The organism is Legionella sp., from assembly GCF_965140895.1.
Classification (GTDB): Bacteria; Pseudomonadota; Gammaproteobacteria; order Legionellales; family Legionellaceae; genus Legionella.
On the sequence record NZ_CBCSKT010000163.1, the window covers coordinates 86,153 to 107,577 of the forward strand.

Here is a 21,425-nt window from a genome sequence, read left to right on the forward strand (position 1 = left end):
AACCCTAGTACATATATTTGAGTGAGTGCCATGTCAGAAAATTACACCGCCCAGGCCATTGAGGTTCTTAGTGGACTTGAACCGGTTCAACGTCGCCCCGGGATGTATACCGATACCACACGCCCAAATCACTTGGCTCAAGAAGTCATTGATAACAGCGTGGATGAAGTATTAGCAGGCTTTGCTAGCCACATCACAGTCACCCTTCATGAAGATGGTTCTGTTGAAGTGGAAGATGATGGTCGCGGTATGCCTGTTGACATCCATCCACAAATAGGATTGAGTGGGGTTGAAGTGATCATGACGCGTCTGCACGCGGGTGGTAAGTTTTCTGACAAAAATTACAGCTTCTCCGGTGGATTACATGGTGTGGGGGTTTCCGTAGTTAATGCCTTATCGGAACGCCTTGATGTCACGATTAAACGTAATGGCATTGTCTATCAAATGTCCTTTTCGAATGGGGATAAGCTCTGTGAATTAAGTGAGTCTGGCGTGGCTAGAAAACGAGACACCGGAACAACCATTCGTTTTTGGCCCAATGAGAAATATTTTGATACCACCCGTATTTCCGTCAAACATCTCACCCATATTTTAAGAGCCAAAGCCGTATTGTGTACTGGCTTATCAATGACTTTCGTTAACAAAACGAATAATGAAGTATCTAACTGGTGTTATGAACATGGGCTAGTTGATTATTTAAACCAATCCTTAAGCGATGGAACTTATTTACCTGAAGAACCCTTCACTGGTGAATTCAAAAGTGATGAAGCAACAGTGGATTGGGCGTTAGTTTGGGCTGATGGTACCAGTGCTGGTTTTAGTGAAAGTTATGTGAACTTAATTCCTACTATTCAAGGTGGAACGCATGTTAATGGCTTACGTTCAGGCTTATTTGATGCCATGAATGAATTCTGTGAACTCAGAAATTTATTACCACGTGGGGTTAAGCTCACCGCTGATGATCTTTGGGATTCGTGCCAATATGTTCTTTCAGTAAAAATGAAAGAGCCGCAATTTGCAGGACAAACTAAAGAGCGCTTAAGTTCTCGACAAATCTCCGCGTTTGTCAGTAATGTAGTAAAAGATGCTTTTGCACTTTGGCTAAACCAACATCGAAACCAAGGGGAAGCGATTGCCTCTTTAGCGATAGACCGTGCGCAGCGTCGTTTAAAGCAAGCGAAACAAGTAGCGCGTAAACGTGTAAGTCAAGGCCCTGCTCTTCCGGGTAAACTGGCTGATTGTTTGCAAACAGATCTCAGCCAAGCCGAACTCTTCCTGGTTGAAGGGGATTCTGCGGGTGGTTCTGCTAAACAGGCACGTAATAAAGACTATCAAGCGATACTCCCGTTACGCGGAAAAATTCTAAACTCTTGGGAAGTTGATTCATCTCATGTATTAGCCTCACAAGAAATTCATGATATTTCTGTTGCGATTGGCGTGGATCCAGGCTCAATAGATCTCAGCGGTCTGCGTTATGGAAAAGTCTGTATTCTTGCCGATGCGGATTCGGATGGTGCGCACATTGCGACCCTAATCTGTGCCTTATTTTTACGTCACTTCAAACCCTTAGTCCAAGCCGGACATGTGTTTGTAGCGATGCCCCCTCTTTATCGTATTGATGCAGGAAAAGTGATTCATTATGCACTTGATGATGAAGAAAAGAATCGCTTAATCGCGCATTTAACGCAAACAAGCCGAGCTAAAATTAATGTGCAACGCTTCAAAGGATTGGGTGAAATGAACCCCATTCAATTGCGTGAAACCACGATGGATCCGAACACCCGCCGTTTAGTTCAACTTACCTTAGATGATGAAGCCAATGCTGAAGCAGTAATGGATATGATGCTTAACAAAAAACGTGCCGGAGATCGTAAGGTTTGGTTAGAAACGAAAGGGAATTTGGCAGAGTATTAAGATCCTGCTAAATCGTCATCATTGCAAGTGCAGCAAAGTAACTGAGTACAGGGCTTTAATGCAGCGTTGCTCTGGGTTGTTTCGCACGCTGGCAATGACGAGGAACTCTTTTTAAACGATTGGTTTTTCTCAGGTAAAAAGCAAGAAAACACTGGAAAATTAACTACCATACTAACACCATAACAGGGTGGAAATCCTGGTTGCTAGCAATCAGGATATATGATTCTTAAATTCAAAAAACTACATCCTGCCTTACCACTTCAACAATGGAATGATATTCGAATAATCATCAGTCCATAAAAACTGCTTGTTATTAGCTACAAAATGCCACTCACTTCCATTCATTAATTTAAACGCTAAATCCTGATTCATTGTTAACAAAGCCCATTGCGAGGCGAATTGACCTAATGCCGCATTACCCGGATCCAGCTTACTAAATACCATAAGATCCAAAGCACGACCTGCCGCAGTCACCACAGGTAATAAATCTAAATGCCGATTACTCAAATTAATCAGAATAGCTCCGTCATCGGTGATTTTCTGCCTATATAAAGAGAAAGCTTCCAACGTAATTAAATGGATGGGAATGGCATCTGAACTAAAAGCATCAATCATTAAGAGCTTTTGCGAGCCATCCCTTAATTGTTCTACAGCCAAACGGCCATCATTTTTGATGAGTTCGATTTTGGGCGGACAGTCACGCAAATAGGTAAAATACTGGGGATCTTTAGCAATTTGAATCACTTGCTCATCGATTTCAATAATCTTAACGAGATCTGTATGGCGAAATTGGCAGGCCATGGTGCCAATGCCTAAACCAATAATCGTGACTGACATGGATGGCCACTCTTGTTGAAGATCCATCACAACCGATTGAATTGCCCCATAATAAGAGCTAAAGCCAAAGGGCATTGCATCACCCATAGCCTCCAATCCATGTACTGTGGATTGGCTAATTAAAGCGTGCACTGCATTTTGATCTACCCCTTTATCAACAACTTTTTTCACCCCATAAAAATTACGTTCTTGTACTAAAATCCTCTCTCCCTGCAAATAAGGAGAAAAAATAAAGCTAAATAATATAAATAACGAACTCAATAGACTCGCTTTACTTCGCCCCCAAACAGCCGCGATCGTCAACGCCACAATAGCAGCTATTTGAAAATTCGATAATTCGCCTGGCCAATGAATTGCAGGAATAAAATACTGGCCCAATAAAATAATCAAGACAATAGCGGGAATACTAATTGTCAGTAACATTGATTGCTGTTGATAAACAGGTTTTACTTCCCCATCCCCCTCCGCAGACCAACTTATGGGTAAAACAATTAAACTGAATAATAATGCTAAAGGATATTCATAGACTTGGTTAAACCAGTGCGGTGCCAAAATACCATTAAATATTCCGGCTAAAACACCGCCAAGAGCCAAACAAAAATAAAATAAAGTCAGTAATTGTGGCTTGGGTCTTTTTAGAAATAATTGCCGATGGCAAAGTACCGCCAAAATAAAAAAGCTAGCTAAATTAAATAAGATACTCTGCCAAGCCCTGATTTGGCTCACATTTAAGACAAAACAAAGCACGGTAAACACTAAAAACAAAACAAAGTTTTGTGCAAGCCAGCTAAAGGAAATAAGTGGTTTGGATGAAAATGCAAAGATAAAGGTTAGTAAATACAATGCTAGAGGCAATACCCAAAATAAGGGGGTCGCAGCAACATCCGTGGTGATATATAAAGTAACGCCTAACATTAAACTGCATGGGACAAAGCTTAAAAATACCCAATATGCCATCTGTCGCCAGGGCCATGGAGCGCTATCCCGACTATCGGATACCAAGGAATTGAAACGATTAGTGCAAAACACCAATAATAAAAGCCCTATATAAATTAGGTAGCCAATTCCCCACCAACGAAATTGCCCCTTTAATCCGATGAGGCGTTCGATTACCCATGGGTAAAATACTAAGGAAGATAAGCTCCCCAAATTAGAGGCTCTATATAAAAAATATGGATCAGCGGCACCTTTCGCCTTGGTCTGACTGTAAGCAAATTGTAATAAAGGAGCTGAGGCACCAAGAACCAGCAGAGGCAAGCCCAATTGAGTTAATAAATTATATAAAATGCTCCACTCAGGCGCCCCAGACCTAACCTCTGGCTGCAAGAAAAGAGGAATCGCGCTAAGGCTAAGTACCAGAACAATACTATGAATTATCCGCCATGCTTTAGTATTTTTAAAAGCGCTCAATAATGCTGCATATCCATACGCAACCAACAGCACTGCCTGAAAAAAAAGCATACAGACAGTCCATACGGCGGGAGTTCCGCCATAAACAGGTAATAAGGCCTTCGCGGCCATAGGTTGGATACTGAACAGCAAAACCGCGCTGAGGAATAAGCAAACAGGAAATAGAAAATATAGCACCACTCATCCTTGATTTACCTGAATTCTATAAAGGAGGTTATTGTAGAATTATACAAATTTATATTCAACTGAAGCGGTAGCCCGGAATAATTCTTTAAGAGAGCGTATCCCCAATTTTCTTATAATCTCGCTCACCGAAAATCGCAGAATCATAAAAATAATACTTAAATTCCAGTAGGTTATTACTGGGATCTTTCAAAAAAAAGGATTGATGCTCAATACGTGTACCAGCAAATCGGGTTTTTACTGGAACTTCAAAATGAACCTGTTGCGCATGCAGCCTGTCAATAAACGCAAGAAACTCTTCCTGCTCGAGAAAAATCAAACCAAAATGGCGGGGGTAAATACTCTCCTGCACAGGTAGAGGCTCTTCAACTTTATGTGCGACAATTTGATGGGCCCCAAAATTAAGAATTAATGCATGTTCCGATTCGCGCCCTAATATAAAGCCTAATTTATCTTGGTAAAAATTCTTTGCTAAAGCCAAATCATGAATTGGGAATGCCAAATGAAACAAGGTCTTCATAGAGATTACTCCGAATAAAATCGCTAGTTTGATGCAAATTAAAAACTATTCTTAATTATATAACATTGGATTAGACGCATGGTACAGCATCGACAAAGAAGTATAAAGTATGTGAAAATGGCCGCAGCGAGTATAGCTGCCTATGCCACGTGGACAAACTGCGGGACGTTGGAAAGCGAAGGCGAGGACAAACCTCGGCACTTAATATTTCATTAGTGATTCTTGATAAAGCATCAACAATCCTAACCTAACCGTAGGGATAAAATGAGCTACTTACATCAACTTGTTGATTACGTCCTTCACATTGATATTTATCTAAATACCATTGTTACTACTTATGGATTTTGGACTTATCTTGCTTTATTTGCGGTGATTTTCTGTGAAACGGGACTTATCGTCACACCCTTTTTGCCAGGAGACTCTCTGTTATTTGCCGCCGGAAGCATCGCCGCCCAACCTGATAATTCATTTAATGTAATCATCTTGTTTATGCTACTTGTTATTGCTTCTGTTTTAGGAAATCAACTTAATTTTCTGATTGGCAGGGCATTAGGACCCCGTATTTTTTCAGCGAATGAATCCTGGTTATTAAATAAAAAACATTTACATGAAGCGCATGTGTTTTATGAGAAACACGGTGGAAAAACCATTATTTTTGCACGATTTCTCCCCATCATCCGCACCTTTGCCCCCTTTGTTGCCGGCGTAGGTACCATGAAGGTATTGCACTTTTCTCTGTATAATATAGTCAGTGCACTTCTTTGGATCGGAGGCTTACTTAGCTTGGGGTATTTTTTAGGTTCAATCCCAGTGGTTAAAGCAAATTTTGTCCTGGTAATTTATGGGATTATTTTTGTTTCTTTATTGCCGGCTTTATTCGCATTGGTTAATAAAAAGAAAGTTTGAGTCTAGGTCGATTGATGGCAGCTAATATGTGACATTAGTTGCCATCAGGCTACATTATTTTATAATATCCTTACGATGGCTGCTACATTTTCGTCTATGCACATTTGCTTTTTTAACTGCCCCAGTTGCCAATCATAATTTTTTGAAGTTTCCACCAAACCAGTGTTCAAATTGGCGTTGACGAACTCATGTAACAGCATGGTACGGAACGAATGTGGATAAGTATTACCATTCTTATCATTATCAAGGTAGTCAATTAAGAGTCTCTTAACCTCATTAAAATCTTTCTCCTCATGGAGTTGAGCTAAGAAATCTTTAGCACGTCGTCTCCCAGTTAGACCATGACGATGAAAAATAGAAAAATAAATACTGTCGCTGTGCTCACAATATCGTATCACGGCATCACCAACAACACGCTGCAATGTCTCAGCATCATTTATTTCTTTAAATAATTTTCTACGACTGTCTGGTTTACTACTTGGCAAGGGGATCTTTGGCTTTGGCTCGGTATTGGGCTGAATCTTTGGCTCAGCATCTGCATCAACCACAAGCTCTGTTTTTATATCCCCCTGTTTTAACACGTTAACATCCGTTTTCAGGTGGGCTTCAGGCTTCTGGGCTTGTTCAATAAAAGTAGTCCAATGGCCATTGCCTTCATTATTTACAGTAAGTGTTTGGCGATCGGGTAGATCACGGAAAGCATATCTCTGTTGATAATTTTCTAAGGTGTGTAAATTAACATTAAATGAATGGGATAAATAATCCAAATCCAAATGAGTCCCCCAAAAGCCGCTCTGCATGATGCGTTGTATCGCAGTAGGAATAATTGAATCAGGTGCTATTGGAGTTGCTTCTGTAATCGTATCAAGATCAACTTCTGCCCCATAAAATAAACGCAAAAATAATGGTGCTAAAGTATAAGTTTCATAGCTCTCAACAAGGAACGTCGGATTTTCCTCAAGAAATGCTAATACATGCTTTTTTATTTCTGCATTAACTGCCTCATATCGTTGATCTTCAAGTTGTTTGCGCGTAGCTTCAACTAAAATATCCTCATCCTGGGAGAGGACTAATACCTGCTTTTTTATTTCTGAACAAAATGCGTCATATTGTTCGGTGCCTATTGTTCTCTGCAGACCCTCTGCTACAATCCTCTCTTCTTCAATTATATATATTGAGAAGAGTTTTTTAATTTCTACATTAAGAGCCTCATCAAGCAAGTATTCTATTTTTATCCGCAGCCCCCCATCTAAAACCGTTTGGTCCGGAAGCAATGTTGATATCTGTTTTTTTAATTGATCATAAATGTATTGATATAATTTGCCTGCTACTTGCGTGAGCAAAACCGCTCGTTCTTCTTGAGTAAGATTTGATGTATGTGTTTTTAGACGTTGTAGTGCTGTAGGTGTTATAATTAACCCAGAAACTTCATCGAAGATTGTACGCCAAGTCTGTTGTTGTTCAACTTCAGCAATGTTTAGAGTATGTTCTAAAAAAGTCTGGAGCGTACTTTGCCCAACCCTGTTTTTCAGCTCAAGTTGATTGGTGCCTTTTTGGGCTAAAACATCATCAAGACTTATTCTTTTTAATGGTTTTTTTAAAGCCTTGCTAATTTCTGCAGTTATATTCTTACTACTAAACTCATTATAATTACTGTCATTATAAAGTTTTAAACCATTAAACAGGTAAGAGAAATTGACATAACTACTCGTAGACTCAAGTTTTTTATACCCACCGTTAATTCGCGCCTGCGCACAGGTCTTACTCAATTCAGCCATCTTATACTGATAAGTAACTTTTCTAAGTCCCATTTGCATGCGACCTAATAATTCTTTCTGTTTATTAGGCTTATTGAGATCAAATGCGCAAATAGCATAATAGTCATTAGCAAGGGAAGGATCTAAAGCAATCCAGCGTTCAAACATAGGGCTACGTACATTACCATTCGCTGCTCGTTCTTTTTTGATAATATCAATCAAACCAATAGCAAAAGCATAAAAAGCGCAGTTACCGCTGCCTGGATTATCAATGCGTTTGAGGGTGGGTTGAGTATAGGCGGCACGTTCCTTTTTGATAAAATCATCAACAATAAACGCTAAAGAAAAATCTTCTGCATCTTGCTCAAGAATCATCTGACCAGGTGAATTACTAGCACCGTCAGGATTGGCAACCCCGGTATAATTTCCAGCACCTTGATTAGAGCCTAGTATTTGATTAGGTGTTTTCTTTTTGCTGCCAGTCATAGCCCCTCCGGGAATATAGGATATACTCCACTATGTATAGTTATTATACTACAAGAGAGCAAAGCATTCAATGGAGAGTCTATTTAAACTACAGCCGATCATGTCATCCAAAAACAACAGAATATCCTTCGACGTTTAAGATTGTGCGGACGAACTCATTAATAATTCCGACAAAAAACCACGCTGAATCCAATTTTTAAGATAAGAAGCCGCACGCACTCCAACTTCTTCTACTGCTATCCATTGACAGAGCCCTTCGCAAAGTGAGCCAAAAGAAGCGCCTTGAGCCAAGCTATCTAAAGCCCAGGCTTCATCCGCTGATAAACTGCAAAACCGAATCATTAATTCAGGGGTACGCCATAAAATCCAAGTAGAAGCTTCAGTTTGCTGCTGAAGCTCCGGCAAATCGTGATCATGAGCCAACGCTTGCCAAAGAGAAACACTATTCCATAAATAATTAAGTCGCTGAACTGAGGGATGAAGTACAAAGTGTAGATCAGCCCAAGCCTCTGGTGGAACTGCTGCCATATCAGCCACAGATACCACTGGTGCCTCTGCGGCATCAAAAGCTAAAGTCATCTTCCATTCAAAGTCTGTTAATTCACTGAGATAGTATTGTGAATAGTTTGCTCGTACAAAAGCCGCCAAATTATCTCCAAACCAGCGAATGGAACGAAATGAAGAAGGATATTCCCGAAGATAGACGCGTGCGCACTGATTAAATTCTTCGGTACCAAGATACGCATAAAGACAAGGAAAATTTGTCGCGAGGCTTTCAATTAAGCGCAGCTCATAAGCATCTCGATAAATTCCTAAGCGGGTTTCGACCGAAACTAACTCTGTTTGCATGATGGAACTATGAATTTGACTATCACCCGATAATAAGAATTGGTGGAACTGTTCTTGCAGCTGCTTCAGCTCATTCATACCAATACCTCAGCGCATAATATGGATTCAGCAATACTACGAGCCTGATTCATTTCAGCTAATAACTCGGCAAAAGCAGGCATATTATCATCGCGCTCAATCATAGTGGATACTGCCCCTAAATGGCGGATCGTTGCCGCATAAAGATCCCAGACCTCCTGTGCCACTGGCGCATCATGAGTATCAATAATGTAGTCACCATGATTGGAATGCCCTGCTAAATGAACTTGAGCAATCCGCCCTCCAGGCATAGCGTGAATATAATCTATAGGATTAAATTGGTGATTAACCGAGCTTACATACACGTTGTTTACATCCAATAAGATGTAACAACCCGATTCTTTAACGATGTCTAAAAGAAAGTCCCATTCAGACATTTCCGACTGTTTATAAGTAAGGTAACTGGACACATTTTCAATTAAAAGCGGGCGTTGTAAAAAATCTTGTACCTTCTGGATACGTGCCACAACATGCTTTACCGCATATCGCGTATAGGGGATGGGCAGTAAATCATGGGCGTTAAGGCCATTAACCCCAGTCCAACATAAATGATCAGAAATCCATTTAGGCTCTGCTCGTAAAGCCAGGTTTTTTACTTGCTGCAGATAATCATTATCTAAAGGGTCACTGCTTCCTAAAGAAAGGGACACTCCATGCATTACTACAGGATAATGTTCACGAATCTTATCAAGATAATATAATGGTTTTCCGCCTGGAATCAGATAGTTTTCAGTAATTAGTTCAAACCAATCTACTTTCGGCTTTTGTAATAAAATTTCTTCATAGTAGTCAGGTCTTAACCCAAGTCCGAAACCAAGGTAAGGCATTTTTTGTATGGAGTTATATTGAGACATAATAAACCTGGATAGCACCAGGCATAAGCTCATGCCTGGCGTAAGGAAAAAAATTATTCGGCAGTACCGCCAGCTTTTTCGCACTCTTCTTTAGTCATTTTAACAACACCTTTACCTTTACAAGAATTTTGGCCTTTGCATGAGTTATCCGCAGTTTTGCAAGAGCTTTGGCCTTTGCATGAGTTACCACCTTTACAATGAACCATTGGTGCAGAAGAAGCTGTATCATCAGCAAAAGCAGGAGCTAAAGAGAACAGAGAAGCAGCGCCAACTGCAAGTGCAGCACCAGTTAATTTAATTTTGTTCATTTGATTAATTCCTTTTAATTTAGTTGATAAACACCTGAGATACCAAATAATAATTTGGTCACCTGCATTTTAGAAAGTAATATTAAATCTTGTCAAGTAAGGTCGGTGTTGAAGAACTGTTAAAAGCGGTCCCCGATGCCCATAAGTGAAAGATTGGCTAATGCAATTTATATTGCCTAATGAGCTTGACAAACCGCAAGGATAGACCAAAATTTACACATTACCGCCAGTTTATACTCTATTGACCAGGACCTGAAACGGAGAACATGATGGCTACATCAAAAAGACCTAGGGAAGCCCGCCCTGCACGCGAAATAGACGCTATTTATAAACGCCGAACAGTACGTGATTATAAACCGCAAAAAATTGAAGCACCAATGATTCATGCTTTACTTAATGCTGCGGTTCAAGCACCGACAGCATTACGTGAAGAGCCATGGGCCTTTGCGGTAATCCAAGATAAAGAAATGCTCAAAAAACTATCCGACACGATTCAAGGGTTAATCTATAATGAAGCGCGTAATTATCCCAAGCTAATGAATCGCGTCAAAGAACTCACGGACAGCCCGAATTTTAATGCATTTTACAATGCAGGCACACTCATTGTAATTTACAGTAGGTTTCAAAGACCTTTTGTAGTAGCTGACTGCTGGTTAGCCGCTGAAAACTTGATGCTCACTGCCTGTGTTAATGGCTTAGGTACCTGCGTTATTTCTCTTGCCGCAGCGGCATTAAATACTCCCGAATGGAAATCAAAACTACATGTTGGAGCTGAAATGATTGCCATTGCACCAATTATTATCGGAGTTCCTGTCAGCCCTGTTGAACCAGTGCCTCGCTTAGAACCAGATATCCTTTCCTGGATATAAGACAAAAATTTAGCCCCCCCCCCTCTTCACACCACAGTCCTGTTTAAATCAGGACGTTGGTTGTATTTTGGTAATAAGACTTCACCGTAACGAGTACTCGGTCAATATCCGCTTTGGAAATATCCCGATGAGTTACAAGGCGAATGCGGTTCATTTTATTCGCTTTTTTTGGAAAAATAATGCCATTAACCGTAGGATCCTCATCAAAAACATCATCGCCTTTAACATTTCCAGAGAGGGCTTAGTCACTGTATCACTACGAAAATCAAGCGAAAACTTAGGCAGTAGTTGTTCCATTATGTTCTTCGCAGCCCAATATTATGGGCAAATATTCCAAGTCATTGGTGTATTTTTTCTGATATTTGCTTTGAATAGCATGAAATATATCCAAAAGAATAAAATCACCCTCAATCCTCATCTCACCCAAACCGAAGAAACTAAGCCACACAACAAGCGTAGTCTGGCTGTGTGCAACCAGAATGGACATTTACTGCACATCCTCATCATTCAAATTAAATGCTTCTTGAATATTTTCCAGCTGCTCTTCAACAACATTTAATTTCTCAAAGCTTGCGATGTGAAATAAAGCTTGCCCGGCATGAACCAGCGGCAACATACTTTCACCAATAATAATGCCTGAAATAGGTGACTTGAGTTTGTACTCTTCCGTGCTGGTAGGATTGGCTATAATCGCAATAATTTGCCCTTTGCTGACACGGTTTCCGGCTTTTTTAATATGCCGCAAGATGCCACTGATAGGCGCTCTTAGCCAATAACTATTCCTGGAAATAGTTGGCGTAAATTTTTTGATGCCAAGTCGCCCAGGTTTAATCATACCTAAGGCGGACATAACGCTTAAAATGCCATTAAGTCCGGTTCTAATGGATAGCTCATCAAAACGCAAAGCCTCCCCACCTTCATAAACTAAAATAGGCACCCCTTGCTCATTCGCATACTCTCTCATCGACCCATCTCTAAAAGAAGAATGCAAAATCACCGGGACATTAAAGGCTCGAGCGAGAGCCTCAAGATCGGGCATATCCAGATTGGCGCGAATTTGCGGTAAATTAAAACGATGATTTGAACCCGTATGTAAATCGATAACATATTGCGATTGAGAAAGAATTTCTGTGCTGATAATCCCAGCAAGAATTGATGCCAAGGAACCCTTAGGCCCTCCAGGAAAAGAACGGTTTAAATCCCTTCGGTCCATTAGATAACGCTCTTGGAATAAAAAACCATAAACATTAACTATAGGAATAGCAATGATGTTGCCCTTGATGCGTTTCAACCCTTTCTTGTGTAATAGGCGCCTAATGATTTCTATGCCATTGATCTCATCACCATGAATAGCGGCTGTCACACAAAGTGCCGGCCCCTCCTCTACCCCATTAATGACGTGTATTGGCAAGCTCATGGGAGTCCAATCATATAACTTAGGTAAAGGCAAAAAAACCGTTTTCTGCTGTCCAGGTTTGATTTGTTCATTACCAATAACAATATTTGCTTTACTCATAAATTATCCTTTATATGAGCGAACTTAAGGGAATTCATTGGCGATGAATGATGGGAGGATGTTGGAAAAATCAATAAGGTCGACTTATTTTTATCACCCGCCACACGAGTCATGGTAACCCCCCTATCCATTAAGGGTACCCTATAAGTATAGTGCATTTCTTCGTAGAACAGGCTCAAACTTTACATTAGCTAACTTGAGCCCCAATGGCCTGACTTTTCAGATTGAAAATCCAGGCCATTGGGGTCAATATAATAAATGTTAGTGTTGTGTTTTGCTTTTGGATTTACCACACAACCAATCAATACTGACCTCAAGCTCATCAGCAATTTTTTTCATGGCATAGGCATCTAAAGCAACCACACCATTTAATAAAGCTTCTATTTTAAACTTAGGCAGTTCAAATAGTTTGGAGCATACTTGCACGCGCTCAGTCATCAAGGATGGAACACCTAGCTCGTCAAGTTCATGATTCAAACGTTCAGTTAGTTTTTTGTTTGACATAGTATTTCTCCTCTTGGCTTTTCATTAGTGTAAAACACTTAAGCTTAAGGGTTGATTAACTACTCAAAGTTTTTCGAAAATTATTTTTTGCTTCAGTTTTGATGGAGAAAACGCGATTACGAATCACTGTATTTTTTACAAATTTCTATTAATATAAAAGCCACTATAGAGGAATGTACTAAGAAAAAAATATGGACGGGCTGGGGAAATTATGAAACGGTTATTGGACAAAAATGATCCTGTTTTAAGACAAGTGGCTGAGCCTATTCTAAAGGCAGAATTTGGAAGTGCCTGGCTAAAGGAATTAGTTCAGGACATGTTTCTCATCATGAAAGAACAATGTGCCGTGGGTGTTGCCGCTCCGCAAATAGGCATCAGTAAACGTGTTATTGTTTTTAGCACTGCCTATACAAAACGCCAAAATCTGGAATACCCCATACCGAATACAGCACTGATTAATCCTTCTTTAAATATATTATCCGAGGAAATCCAAACCGGCTATGAGGGTTGTCTCAATTGCGGTGAAATCATGGGGCAAGTACCCAGGACCATGGAAATAGAATATTTTGGTTTAGATATAAACGGAAACTTTATTTGCAAGAAGGCTCATGGTTTAGAGGCAAGAATCCTGCAACATGAAATTGATCACCTTAATGGTTATTTGTTTTTAGACCGTATTCCAGATAAGAGAACACTAACAACGAAATCAGAATTGCAGGATAAGATTTAGCAAAGGTTCCAGGATAAATACGTCAATGTCTATTAATAAGAGCGTAGCATCTTGCGCTCTTATTCTCCGAACAGGCTTTTTTTTGTCTATCATTTTTCCTTATCGGATCAATATGATTTTGCCTATGGAGTCACGATTATTTATTAACCAGTCAAATATAAATGTCCTCTTCTTGACCACATATTACTTATCATTTATATTCTTTGAACCTTTATTTTCGCCATTTTTTTTACACCCTGTGAAATTTAAAGCAAGTCATTATCCTCAAATGATAAGGTTTCAAAAACTATAACTTCATAATCAAGACATGGATATATATAGCTGTTGAGGTAGTGAATCTGACAGATAATAGAAGGATTCTGAACAAATGAATATCATTGAACGCAATCACCCTAAATCGTTACGCATTTTCTTTGCAACAGAAATGTGGGAGCGTTATGGATTCTATGTAGTACAAACACTCCTAGCACTTTATCTTGCAAAACACTTTAATTGGAATGACAAAGATATTTATGCCCTGGTAAGTTCTTTTACAGCGCTAACCTATGTATCTCCTGTTTTAGGTGGCTGGGTTGCCGATCGGTTTTTAGGTCAAAAAAGAACCATTATTGCTGGGGGTATTATTTTATTATGTTGTTATCTGATTTTAGGACTCATCGATTCAAATAATACATTAATCGGCTCCCTAGCAGGTATTGCTGTAGGAACAGGTTTATTTAAGCCAAACATATCATCATTACTGGGAAGTGAATATCCTGATAATTCAAACCAAAGAGAAAATGGATTTACCATTTTTTACATGGGAATAACACTGGGAATTATTTTTGGTTGCACTGTTCCAAATCACCTGAACTTCTACTTTGGCTGGTCAGTTTCCTTCACTAGCGCATCTGTAGGAATGTTACTAGGATTATTGGTATTTATTTGGGGGATTTTTAAGTACCAAATAGAGGATTATACAACTTATGAATACCAATTTAAGAATATAATTTTAGCATCCTTGATCCTTATTGCTTTATGGATAGGGGCTCTTTGTATCCTTGCCTACACGACCCTGGCCAATTTTGCATTTATAGGAATAGTACTGCTTTCTATAGGCTATTTTGCTTACACAATAAAAGAACAAACCTCTTATGATGCACGCAAAACCATGGTCATAGGCTTGTTATGCATTATTTCAGTCGTTTTTTGGGCCTTTTATTTCCAGATGTTTTTATCATTCACTTTATTCCTCTCCCGAGTAGTTGAACAAAGCTTATTTGGCTTACAGTTTCCACCACCTTATTACGTGAGTATACAAAGTTTTGGAGCAATTGTTTTGGGTTTATATTTATCTCGACGAAAATATAATACTGCAACAGAGCACATGGGGATTCAGTCCGCAAATAAATTTTTATTATCCATGTGTTTTATGACTGCAGCATTCCTGACCCTGACAGTTATTTGCCGAACAAGCAACAGCGATATGCTATTATCTCCCCTACTTTTTATTCCTATCTATTTGATGATTTCATTAGCGGAATTATTGTTATACCCAATAGGTCTCTCCATCGTTACGGTGCTAGCCCCTCGCAATAAGGTAAGTACCATGACCGGTATTTTCTTTGTCTCTCTAGGCGTTGGTAGTTTTCTAGCAGGAAAATTAGCCGAACTGGCCGCAGTATCTCAACAGAGAGCGGCCCTGCCTTTCTTAAAAACACATTACGCTGCTGCATTTACTACGATTACGTGTTTATTGATAGTCGCACTGGGCATCAGTTTTATTTTGAACCAAATTATCAGACGATTGCTATCCAATGTGCCAATATCTGATTATAAACAAATTGAGGATAACTTCGTTCAAAAACAAAGCCTAGAGCTGACATATGAAAAACCATAGCGTAGCTCCCCTAAAACGATGCACCTCATTGGATTTAATTTGAGTTAACAGATAATTGATCCACCTTCCGATTGGAAGCTGGCTAAGTATAACTTATGAATAGCGGCCCGAGCTATCTAGGCTTGTTCGCAGAGCGGTGCTCTGGCTCATCCTTATCCAAGCCAGCAACTTCCGTCTTAGAATCTAATGGCCCTAGGTTATGAAGTTGCGCATCAAACTCTTCTACTGTATCAACAGGGCTGCCTAATTGCGTATTATTGTACAAACGATGGGCCTTTGCCGCAGTATCAACCGCTGCATTAGGGTTATCTATGCCATTAGGTTGAGGAGGTTGTTTAGCCATAACATTTCTCTCGATAATGCAATCTTACTATCATTATAGTCTATTATTGTGATTACATTGATTTAGCACTTTTCCCCGTATTTAGAGGCTTTTTCCTGTTGCTCTTGCTAGTCTTGTAGCCTGCAGAATGCATTCAGTCTTAATGCTTGGAAGGCAAGCCCATCTGCTTCCGTTTTAAGACAGCGAATATCAATGTGTCTTACCATTTATTTCTATTCTATTCGTTGAAACCGAGCAACTGTTTTTCCATTATGAATCACATGTTCAAAAAACATGTGCATAGGGCGCACCCAAAGCTGATTTTCCCCAAACTCATCACAATGATAAAGTGCCTTGTACACCACCATTAAGTATCAAAGCAAAGAGAAACATGCTTTGACAAATAAAAAATTAAACTATAACATGGCCTTGTTTGTTAGATGGCGCGGGGTGTCGGGAAACCGACTGAGAATCACCCGTCGAACTTGATCTGAGTCATATCAGCGTAAGGACGCCTTCAATAAATCCATGTTCCGCTATTTTATGGGGCAGGGATCCCTTTTGCCATCTCCGGAATTATTTACATTTATATAGGAGTCTTGGCTATGTCATCTCATTTATCGACTAGAACTACTTTATTATTAAATTGGTACGCGAATCCTTATCACACACCAATTTTTGTAGCACAGCAACTTGGCTTTTATTCAGAGGAAAACATTAAACTTGCTATTTTAGAGCCTGCCGATCCGAGCGATGTTACGGAGCTTGTTGGTTTGGGAACTGTAGATTTTGGTGTAAAAGCCATGATTCATACTGTTGCAGCAAAGGCGAAGGGCTATCCCGTGAAGTCCATTGGCACCTTGCTTGATGAGCCCCCAACAGGATTAATTGCACTCAAATCAAGCGGCATTAACTCATTTCATGACATTGTTGGTAAGCGGGTTGGTTACATTGGCGAATTTGGTAAGAAAATTATTGATGACCTGGCACAACTCGCCGGTATTGAGTCCACCAGTTATCAAACTATCCGAATCGGTATGAATGTGACTGATGCGATTTGCCGCGATATTATTGATACTGGCATTGGATTTATTAATTTTCAACGCATCGAATTAGAACAAAGAAAAGGTGAAACCGTATTTTTACGTCTTGATCAGCTAGCTGGACTTGGATGTTGTTGCTTTTGTTCAATTCAATTTATTATTCCGGAACACACTCTACAACACCCCGAATTAGTTCAAGGATTTCTTAGAGCAACCCAACGAGGAGCAGCATTTACCACGGAACAGCCTGAAGAAGCCTATGAATTATTGTGCCAAGCAAAACCGCAATTACGTACCCCAATGTACCAAAAGATATTTACCCATACCCTCCCTTTTTTCTCACGTACCTTACACAATGTAGAAAGGGACTGGGATAAGGTAGGACGTTATACTCAACATTTGAATATCATTGATAAAAATTTTGCTCTATCACAATGCTATACCAATGAATTTCTGCCTAAGGTTCCTTACTCTGATTTGAAACCAATTGCTTGTTGCCTCGAAGAATAAAATGTTGGTGTAGGATGACAGGACCCATTAGAGAGTCACGGTCAGCTAGGTCTTTTCAATGGGTGATCCCCTTTATTTACTTTCACATTGACAAACACCCTAGTCAAATTGTTTTTTACGAGGGCATGGAAAATAACAGGCACATATGCTATATTTTCACCACAAAGGACAAAAAAAAACCTCAAGAAACTGCATTGGTTCTTGAGGTAACTTTTTACTCATTTGATAGAGACATAAAATATGGCACCTCAGAATACACAACCTAAACTACAACTTGGTAATTTGCAACAAGGCTTAACCCACCTTAGAAGTATTCCCACCGAACAACTCTATCGTCTATATGTGGATGGATGCAAATTGAAAGAAGAGCAAGGACCAATGAGGTATGACCGGCGCTATGAATATGAGAATAGACTTGAAAATGAAAATGAAATACTGAAAGCGTTACAAGGTTTACTTGCCCCCATTCAACATGGTATCGGTCGAGAGCAGAAACCATTGGAGATTCCTAATGAATTGCTTAAAAAGGTTCATTTTCGGATCATGCATAAAAATAATCAATTGAACGATGCAACAACTGCAGGTTGCATGGCTGGTTCAGCAGGGTTTAACATAGCCCCCTATAGTGTTTCTAGAGAAGGCTTAAAACAATTGTTACAACGCAGCGCTGATCCACAAGAAACCGCCTATCGTTATATTTTAGATCCAAACTCAGCACAACTGAACTTTAGCAATAAAGAAGATTGTCTTAAACAATCTTATACAGAACAAGAAATAGATCTATTTCATAGCGAACTTCGTTTTGGTGGTTTTTTTCAAACTACTGGTGACAACGATGTAAAAGATAATGAATACGCTCAAATAATGGAAAGATATACCCTGAACTTTATTAATCAGTTTAAAGCAGTTAAGAATCAAGGGGATATAGATAAAGTGATTCGCACCATAGTGGATTACATTCAACGCTGTGAACAACTTCATCCTTTTCCAGATGGAAACAGCCGTACTTTTGTTAATACCATGCTGTGTTACTGCCTCATGCAAGCAGGGCTACCCCCAGTCATATTGGAAAGACCCTCGGTATTCGATGGCCATTCGGTAGACGAGGTAACAGATCTTGTTAAAAATGGATGCCTTAATACCTTAAGATTAATAAATGGCGAAGATGGATTTCATGGTTTCAACCATGCTCAAATGATGGAGCAACAAAAAGATGATCCACATTTAAAAAATATCATCATGCAAAGCTATGATATAAAAGCCAGTTTAGATGAAATGCTAGATCCAATATTAGGTGAAAATACCCAACCTGTAAGTGAAGAACGAATCTTAGAGATAGAACAATATAAACGCGAGGCATTAGCCAAAGAGATTCAATCACTATCAAAAGTATTATTAAATGCATCTGTGCTTGCTATAACTCCAGAAGAGAAAAATGCAATTGCTGAAAAAATAAAGGAAGAAACTGTAGATCTAGATAGTGCAAGTGTAACTGACTTATTCGATAAAAAAATGTCTTTATATGTTGCTCTTGATGCTGCGATTAAAAAAAGTGCCACACAGGTTAAGCAAGAATTACACAGCGCTTCACCAAAGATGAAAAACAGATTACAAAGCTGGTTAACATCATTGGAGCATCTCGGCTCGTCACTCGAAGATCGGTTATTATTAGGTAAAAACCATCTTACAGAAGAGAAATATTTCACTTACCTCATAGCACGTATAGAGCAAGTGAATCTGGAGTTACAGAAAATTGCGGCAGAGCCAGAATGCCAAAAAATTCAAGCGCGATTAAAAGAACTAACAGAGACCTATCTCAATACGTTAAATCCTAGCCATACAAATTATGGCTTAGTGATGGAATTAAAGGAACAATTGGAGAGTAAAACTTATCTGTCTTTTGATTGCATTGATAGCTTTTATAAAAAATTAAATGAACAAGATAACCTACAGTCTATTAAAAATGATAACACCCGCTCTTCTGCTAAATTCATTTTGGGGATTGCTGTAGTTGTTGCAACGATAGCCACGGGCGTTTTACCTGGGGTTCTAATTATGTGGGCAACAAAAAAATGGCCTAGTGACTTATTTAATACTCATGCAGCTACATTTGTAAAAGACACGGGTAAAGAATTTAAGTTATTTAGCTCTCACCAACCCAAGAAATTGGAAGAGAAGCCCCAGGCGGAAACGGAAGATGATAACAAATTTTCTCCTGAGCGTTGATATAAAGTTTCTTTAACGTAGCCGCTACAAAATTAGTTTGGTCAAAAAAACAATGGTGCCAGGTCATAAACCTTGAAGTATTAACACAGATCAAGGCCTGGCACACTACCCCAAAATTCAAATTTAGGGGATTGGAGCAGCGGTATCTTTTAACCCCTGCTTTTGCATTGCCCAGAGGTTTATTTCTGCTAAGACCTGTTGATTTCCCTCTTGATTGATTGCTTGCAACAGTTTCTCAGCTCGAGTGCCAATGCATAACGCAAGATTTTCAATAGGATTAAAATTTGGATGTGTAAACTCATCACTGAACGGAGTCCGCGCTTCAGGATGTTTTTCAAAATCATAATAAGGATTGGTTATCCACTCCTGATCTTGGTAACACTTAAGCGTAATATCAGCTAACATCAGACTATAGGTTACTACAGTAAGATAATCACTCCCCTACAATATGAGCATTTAACTCTTCGACTGAATCCATAAAAACACTTGACCCCTTAAAATTCTGAAATACAATCTCCCCTGCTAAATTTTAATATCTATTGAAAGGAGTAATTAATATGCTTGGAGATTTAAACCCAGTTAATAATAATAATGATGATGATTCTTCGACGAGTTATTATCTTCTATTTACATTTCTTGTTGGTCTAGCGACAACCCTTTATTTAATTACTAAGGCGGCATCTCAAAATCGTCTCAGCTTTAAAGACCCAACTGCTCGTTTCATAGCAGGTGGATTAGCCTTGATGGTGAACACCTTACATACCAAGAAAGGTGATTTGGAGATTAATAATCCAGAAGGCCAAATCATTGCAATAGGTCCACATCGAACAGGCTTACTGGATGCAACTGTTGCCTCCTCTAAAATTACCGGAACACCACCACGCTTTTTTGCCACAGATACGTTCAATACCATACCTGGTGTTGCCGCTTTTATGAAGATGTTTGAAACCATCCCTGTAGCAGAAAAAGCAACTAAAACTAAAGGACAATCTGCAAATGCTGGAGTTATAGAATTAGGATGCGAAGCGCTTAGTAAAAAAGGTTGTGTGGCTCTGTTTCCTCAAGGTAATTTTGCAAAACTAGGCCAAGATCCACACCCAGTTTATGCTGGAGCAGCCAAGATGGCAGTGAAGAGTAAAGCACCTATTCAAGTAATTCGACTTGATGGTTTCGGATTCGAAAAGTCGTTATTACCTGCCTTTATTCTCAATAATAGTGTGTATCGCGCCATGTTTTCTTTATTTTCCATAAGAAATATAACCGCCACACGATGTTGTGTGATTGATTTTCATCTACAACCAGAAAATGAAAATCTAACAGATGAAGAAAAAATCGATGAGATCTGTGCACAAATTTACGCATACTTTCGCGAGAGTAAAGACCTTACTTCTGGACAGATTGATAAGATTGGGACAGATATAAAGGACAAAAAACATCATCTCATTTGGGGAAATAAGAAAGCACAAGAAGAAACTAAGAGGACATTGTCAGGTTTGAAACAAGAGGAAGCAACATTTGATGAAACCCCATCAATAAGCCAATAAAGCAAACGTAGGTCGGGCCAATGGCCTAATGGCGCTGCCTTAAGCAGCGTCATTTTTATCCATTCTTATTTCTCTTTGCCGCACTATCTTTTGCTGCTCGACGTATCTGTCATTTCTAAGCACGGGAAATGAGCGTGCTCTTAATCGTACAGCTCTCGGCTCCACCCTTCCTTGTCGATT

The 21,425-nt window shown here is 39.4% G+C and carries 20 protein-coding genes and 1 riboswitch; of the genes, 8 read left to right on the forward strand and 12 right to left on the reverse strand.

All coding sequences use genetic code 11. The features are described 5' to 3' along the window. Positions 1-30: 30 nt before the first annotated feature. Entirely contained in the window at positions 31-1,914 is a 1,884-nt protein-coding gene (gene parE, locus ACQY7T_RS14775; RefSeq protein ID WP_428414308.1) for a DNA topoisomerase IV subunit B, read from the forward strand. Positions 1,915-2,166: 252 nt separating this feature from the next. Here the strand turns inward: parE and ACQY7T_RS14780 are convergent, their stop codons facing one another. Together ACQY7T_RS14780 and ACQY7T_RS14785 are read right to left on the reverse strand one after the other, a co-directional pair. Continuing rightward, positions 2,167-4,338, reverse strand: a complete 2,172-nt coding sequence (locus tag ACQY7T_RS14780; protein WP_428414309.1) for a spermidine synthase — start codon at positions 4,336-4,338, stop codon at positions 2,167-2,169. 94 nt (positions 4,339-4,432) lie between these two features. Beyond that, complete coding sequence (locus tag ACQY7T_RS14785; protein WP_428414310.1) at positions 4,433-4,864, reverse strand: VOC family protein; 432 nt, start codon at positions 4,862-4,864, stop codon at positions 4,433-4,435. Positions 4,865-5,128: 264 nt separating this feature from the next. Between ACQY7T_RS14785 and ACQY7T_RS14790 the strand changes: the two genes are divergently transcribed. Next, entirely contained in the window at positions 5,129-5,770 is a 642-nt protein-coding gene (locus ACQY7T_RS14790; RefSeq protein ID WP_428414311.1) for a DedA family protein, read from the forward strand. A gap of 59 nt (positions 5,771-5,829) precedes the next feature. On the opposite strand, the gene ACQY7T_RS14795 is transcribed toward ACQY7T_RS14790, so the two are convergent. From ACQY7T_RS14795 to ACQY7T_RS14810, 4 genes are all read right to left on the reverse strand, one after another. Beyond that, positions 5,830-8,013, reverse strand: coding sequence for a hypothetical protein (locus ACQY7T_RS14795; protein WP_428414312.1), 2,184 nt, complete (start codon positions 8,011-8,013; stop codon positions 5,830-5,832). Between the two features lie 135 nt (positions 8,014-8,148). After that, positions 8,149-8,940, reverse strand: coding sequence for a DNA-binding domain-containing protein (locus tag ACQY7T_RS14800; protein WP_428414313.1), 792 nt, complete (start codon positions 8,938-8,940; stop codon positions 8,149-8,151). Further along, the gene (locus ACQY7T_RS14805; RefSeq protein WP_428414315.1) at positions 8,937-9,794 is read right to left on the reverse strand and encodes a DUF692 domain-containing protein; all 858 of its coding nucleotides are present in this window, start codon (positions 9,792-9,794) and stop codon (positions 8,937-8,939) included. The genes ACQY7T_RS14800 and ACQY7T_RS14805 overlap by 4 nt, the downstream gene beginning before the upstream one ends. Positions 9,795-9,847: 53 nt before the next feature. Then, complete coding sequence (locus tag ACQY7T_RS14810; RefSeq protein ID WP_428414316.1) at positions 9,848-10,102, reverse strand: hypothetical protein; 255 nt, start codon at positions 10,100-10,102, stop codon at positions 9,848-9,850. A gap of 266 nt (positions 10,103-10,368) precedes the next feature. Between ACQY7T_RS14810 and ACQY7T_RS14815 the strand changes: the two genes are divergently transcribed. Continuing rightward, positions 10,369-10,971, forward strand: a complete 603-nt coding sequence (locus tag ACQY7T_RS14815) for a nitroreductase family protein (RefSeq protein WP_428414317.1) — start codon at positions 10,369-10,371, stop codon at positions 10,969-10,971. Between the two features lie 277 nt (positions 10,972-11,248). Here the strand turns inward: ACQY7T_RS14815 and ACQY7T_RS14820 are convergent, their stop codons facing one another. The 3 genes from ACQY7T_RS14820 to ACQY7T_RS14830 form a co-directional block, all read right to left on the reverse strand. Beyond that, positions 11,249-11,458 carry a hypothetical protein gene (locus tag ACQY7T_RS14820; protein WP_428414318.1) on the reverse strand — a complete coding sequence of 70 codons (210 nt, stop codon included), beginning with the start codon at positions 11,456-11,458 and terminating at the stop codon, positions 11,249-11,251. Beyond that, the gene (locus ACQY7T_RS14825) at positions 11,459-12,487 is read right to left on the reverse strand and encodes a succinylglutamate desuccinylase/aspartoacylase family protein (protein ID WP_428414319.1); all 1,029 of its coding nucleotides are present in this window, start codon (positions 12,485-12,487) and stop codon (positions 11,459-11,461) included. 261 nt (positions 12,488-12,748) lie between these two features. Next, positions 12,749-12,991: a hypothetical protein gene (locus ACQY7T_RS14830; protein WP_428414320.1), complete on the reverse strand. Its 243-nt coding sequence runs from the start codon at positions 12,989-12,991 to the stop codon at positions 12,749-12,751. A gap of 211 nt (positions 12,992-13,202) precedes the next feature. Between ACQY7T_RS14830 and def the strand changes: the two genes are divergently transcribed. Both def and ACQY7T_RS14840 read left to right on the forward strand, forming a co-directional pair. Next, positions 13,203-13,721, forward strand: a complete 519-nt coding sequence (def, locus tag ACQY7T_RS14835) for a peptide deformylase (protein WP_428414321.1) — start codon at positions 13,203-13,205, stop codon at positions 13,719-13,721. A gap of 367 nt (positions 13,722-14,088) precedes the next feature. Further along, positions 14,089-15,600, forward strand: coding sequence for a peptide MFS transporter (locus ACQY7T_RS14840; protein ID WP_428414323.1), 1,512 nt, complete (start codon positions 14,089-14,091; stop codon positions 15,598-15,600). Between the two features lie 112 nt (positions 15,601-15,712). On the opposite strand, the gene ACQY7T_RS14845 is transcribed toward ACQY7T_RS14840, so the two are convergent. Both ACQY7T_RS14845 and ACQY7T_RS14850 read right to left on the reverse strand, forming a co-directional pair. Continuing rightward, entirely contained in the window at positions 15,713-15,943 is a 231-nt protein-coding gene (locus ACQY7T_RS14845) for a hypothetical protein (protein ID WP_428414324.1), read from the reverse strand. 212 nt (positions 15,944-16,155) lie between these two features. Next, the gene (locus tag ACQY7T_RS14850) at positions 16,156-16,290 is read right to left on the reverse strand and encodes a DUF1653 domain-containing protein (protein ID WP_428414325.1); all 135 of its coding nucleotides are present in this window, start codon (positions 16,288-16,290) and stop codon (positions 16,156-16,158) included. Between the two features lie 68 nt (positions 16,291-16,358). Then, a riboswitch (TPP riboswitch) is annotated at positions 16,359-16,451 on the forward strand. A gap of 76 nt (positions 16,452-16,527) precedes the next feature. Here ACQY7T_RS14850 and ACQY7T_RS14855 point away from each other — a divergent pair. Further along, a complete protein-coding gene (locus tag ACQY7T_RS14855; protein ID WP_428414326.1) occupies positions 16,528-17,475 on the forward strand; it encodes an ABC transporter substrate-binding protein in 948 nt (315 codons plus the stop codon). A gap of 240 nt (positions 17,476-17,715) precedes the next feature. Then, entirely contained in the window at positions 17,716-19,701 is a 1,986-nt protein-coding gene (locus ACQY7T_RS14860; protein ID WP_428414327.1) for a hypothetical protein, read from the forward strand. 123 nt (positions 19,702-19,824) lie between these two features. Here ACQY7T_RS14860 and ACQY7T_RS14865 read toward each other — a convergent pair whose 3' ends face one another. Continuing rightward, positions 19,825-20,106 carry a hypothetical protein gene (locus ACQY7T_RS14865; protein WP_428414328.1) on the reverse strand — a complete coding sequence of 94 codons (282 nt, stop codon included), beginning with the start codon at positions 20,104-20,106 and terminating at the stop codon, positions 19,825-19,827. A 152-nt stretch (positions 20,107-20,258) separates the two neighbouring features. Between ACQY7T_RS14865 and ACQY7T_RS14870 the strand changes: the two genes are divergently transcribed. Beyond that, positions 20,259-21,245 (forward strand): lysophospholipid acyltransferase family protein, encoded by a 987-nt coding sequence (locus ACQY7T_RS14870; protein WP_428414329.1) that lies wholly within the window; start codon positions 20,259-20,261, stop codon positions 21,243-21,245. The last annotated feature ends 180 nt before the right edge of the window (positions 21,246-21,425 follow it).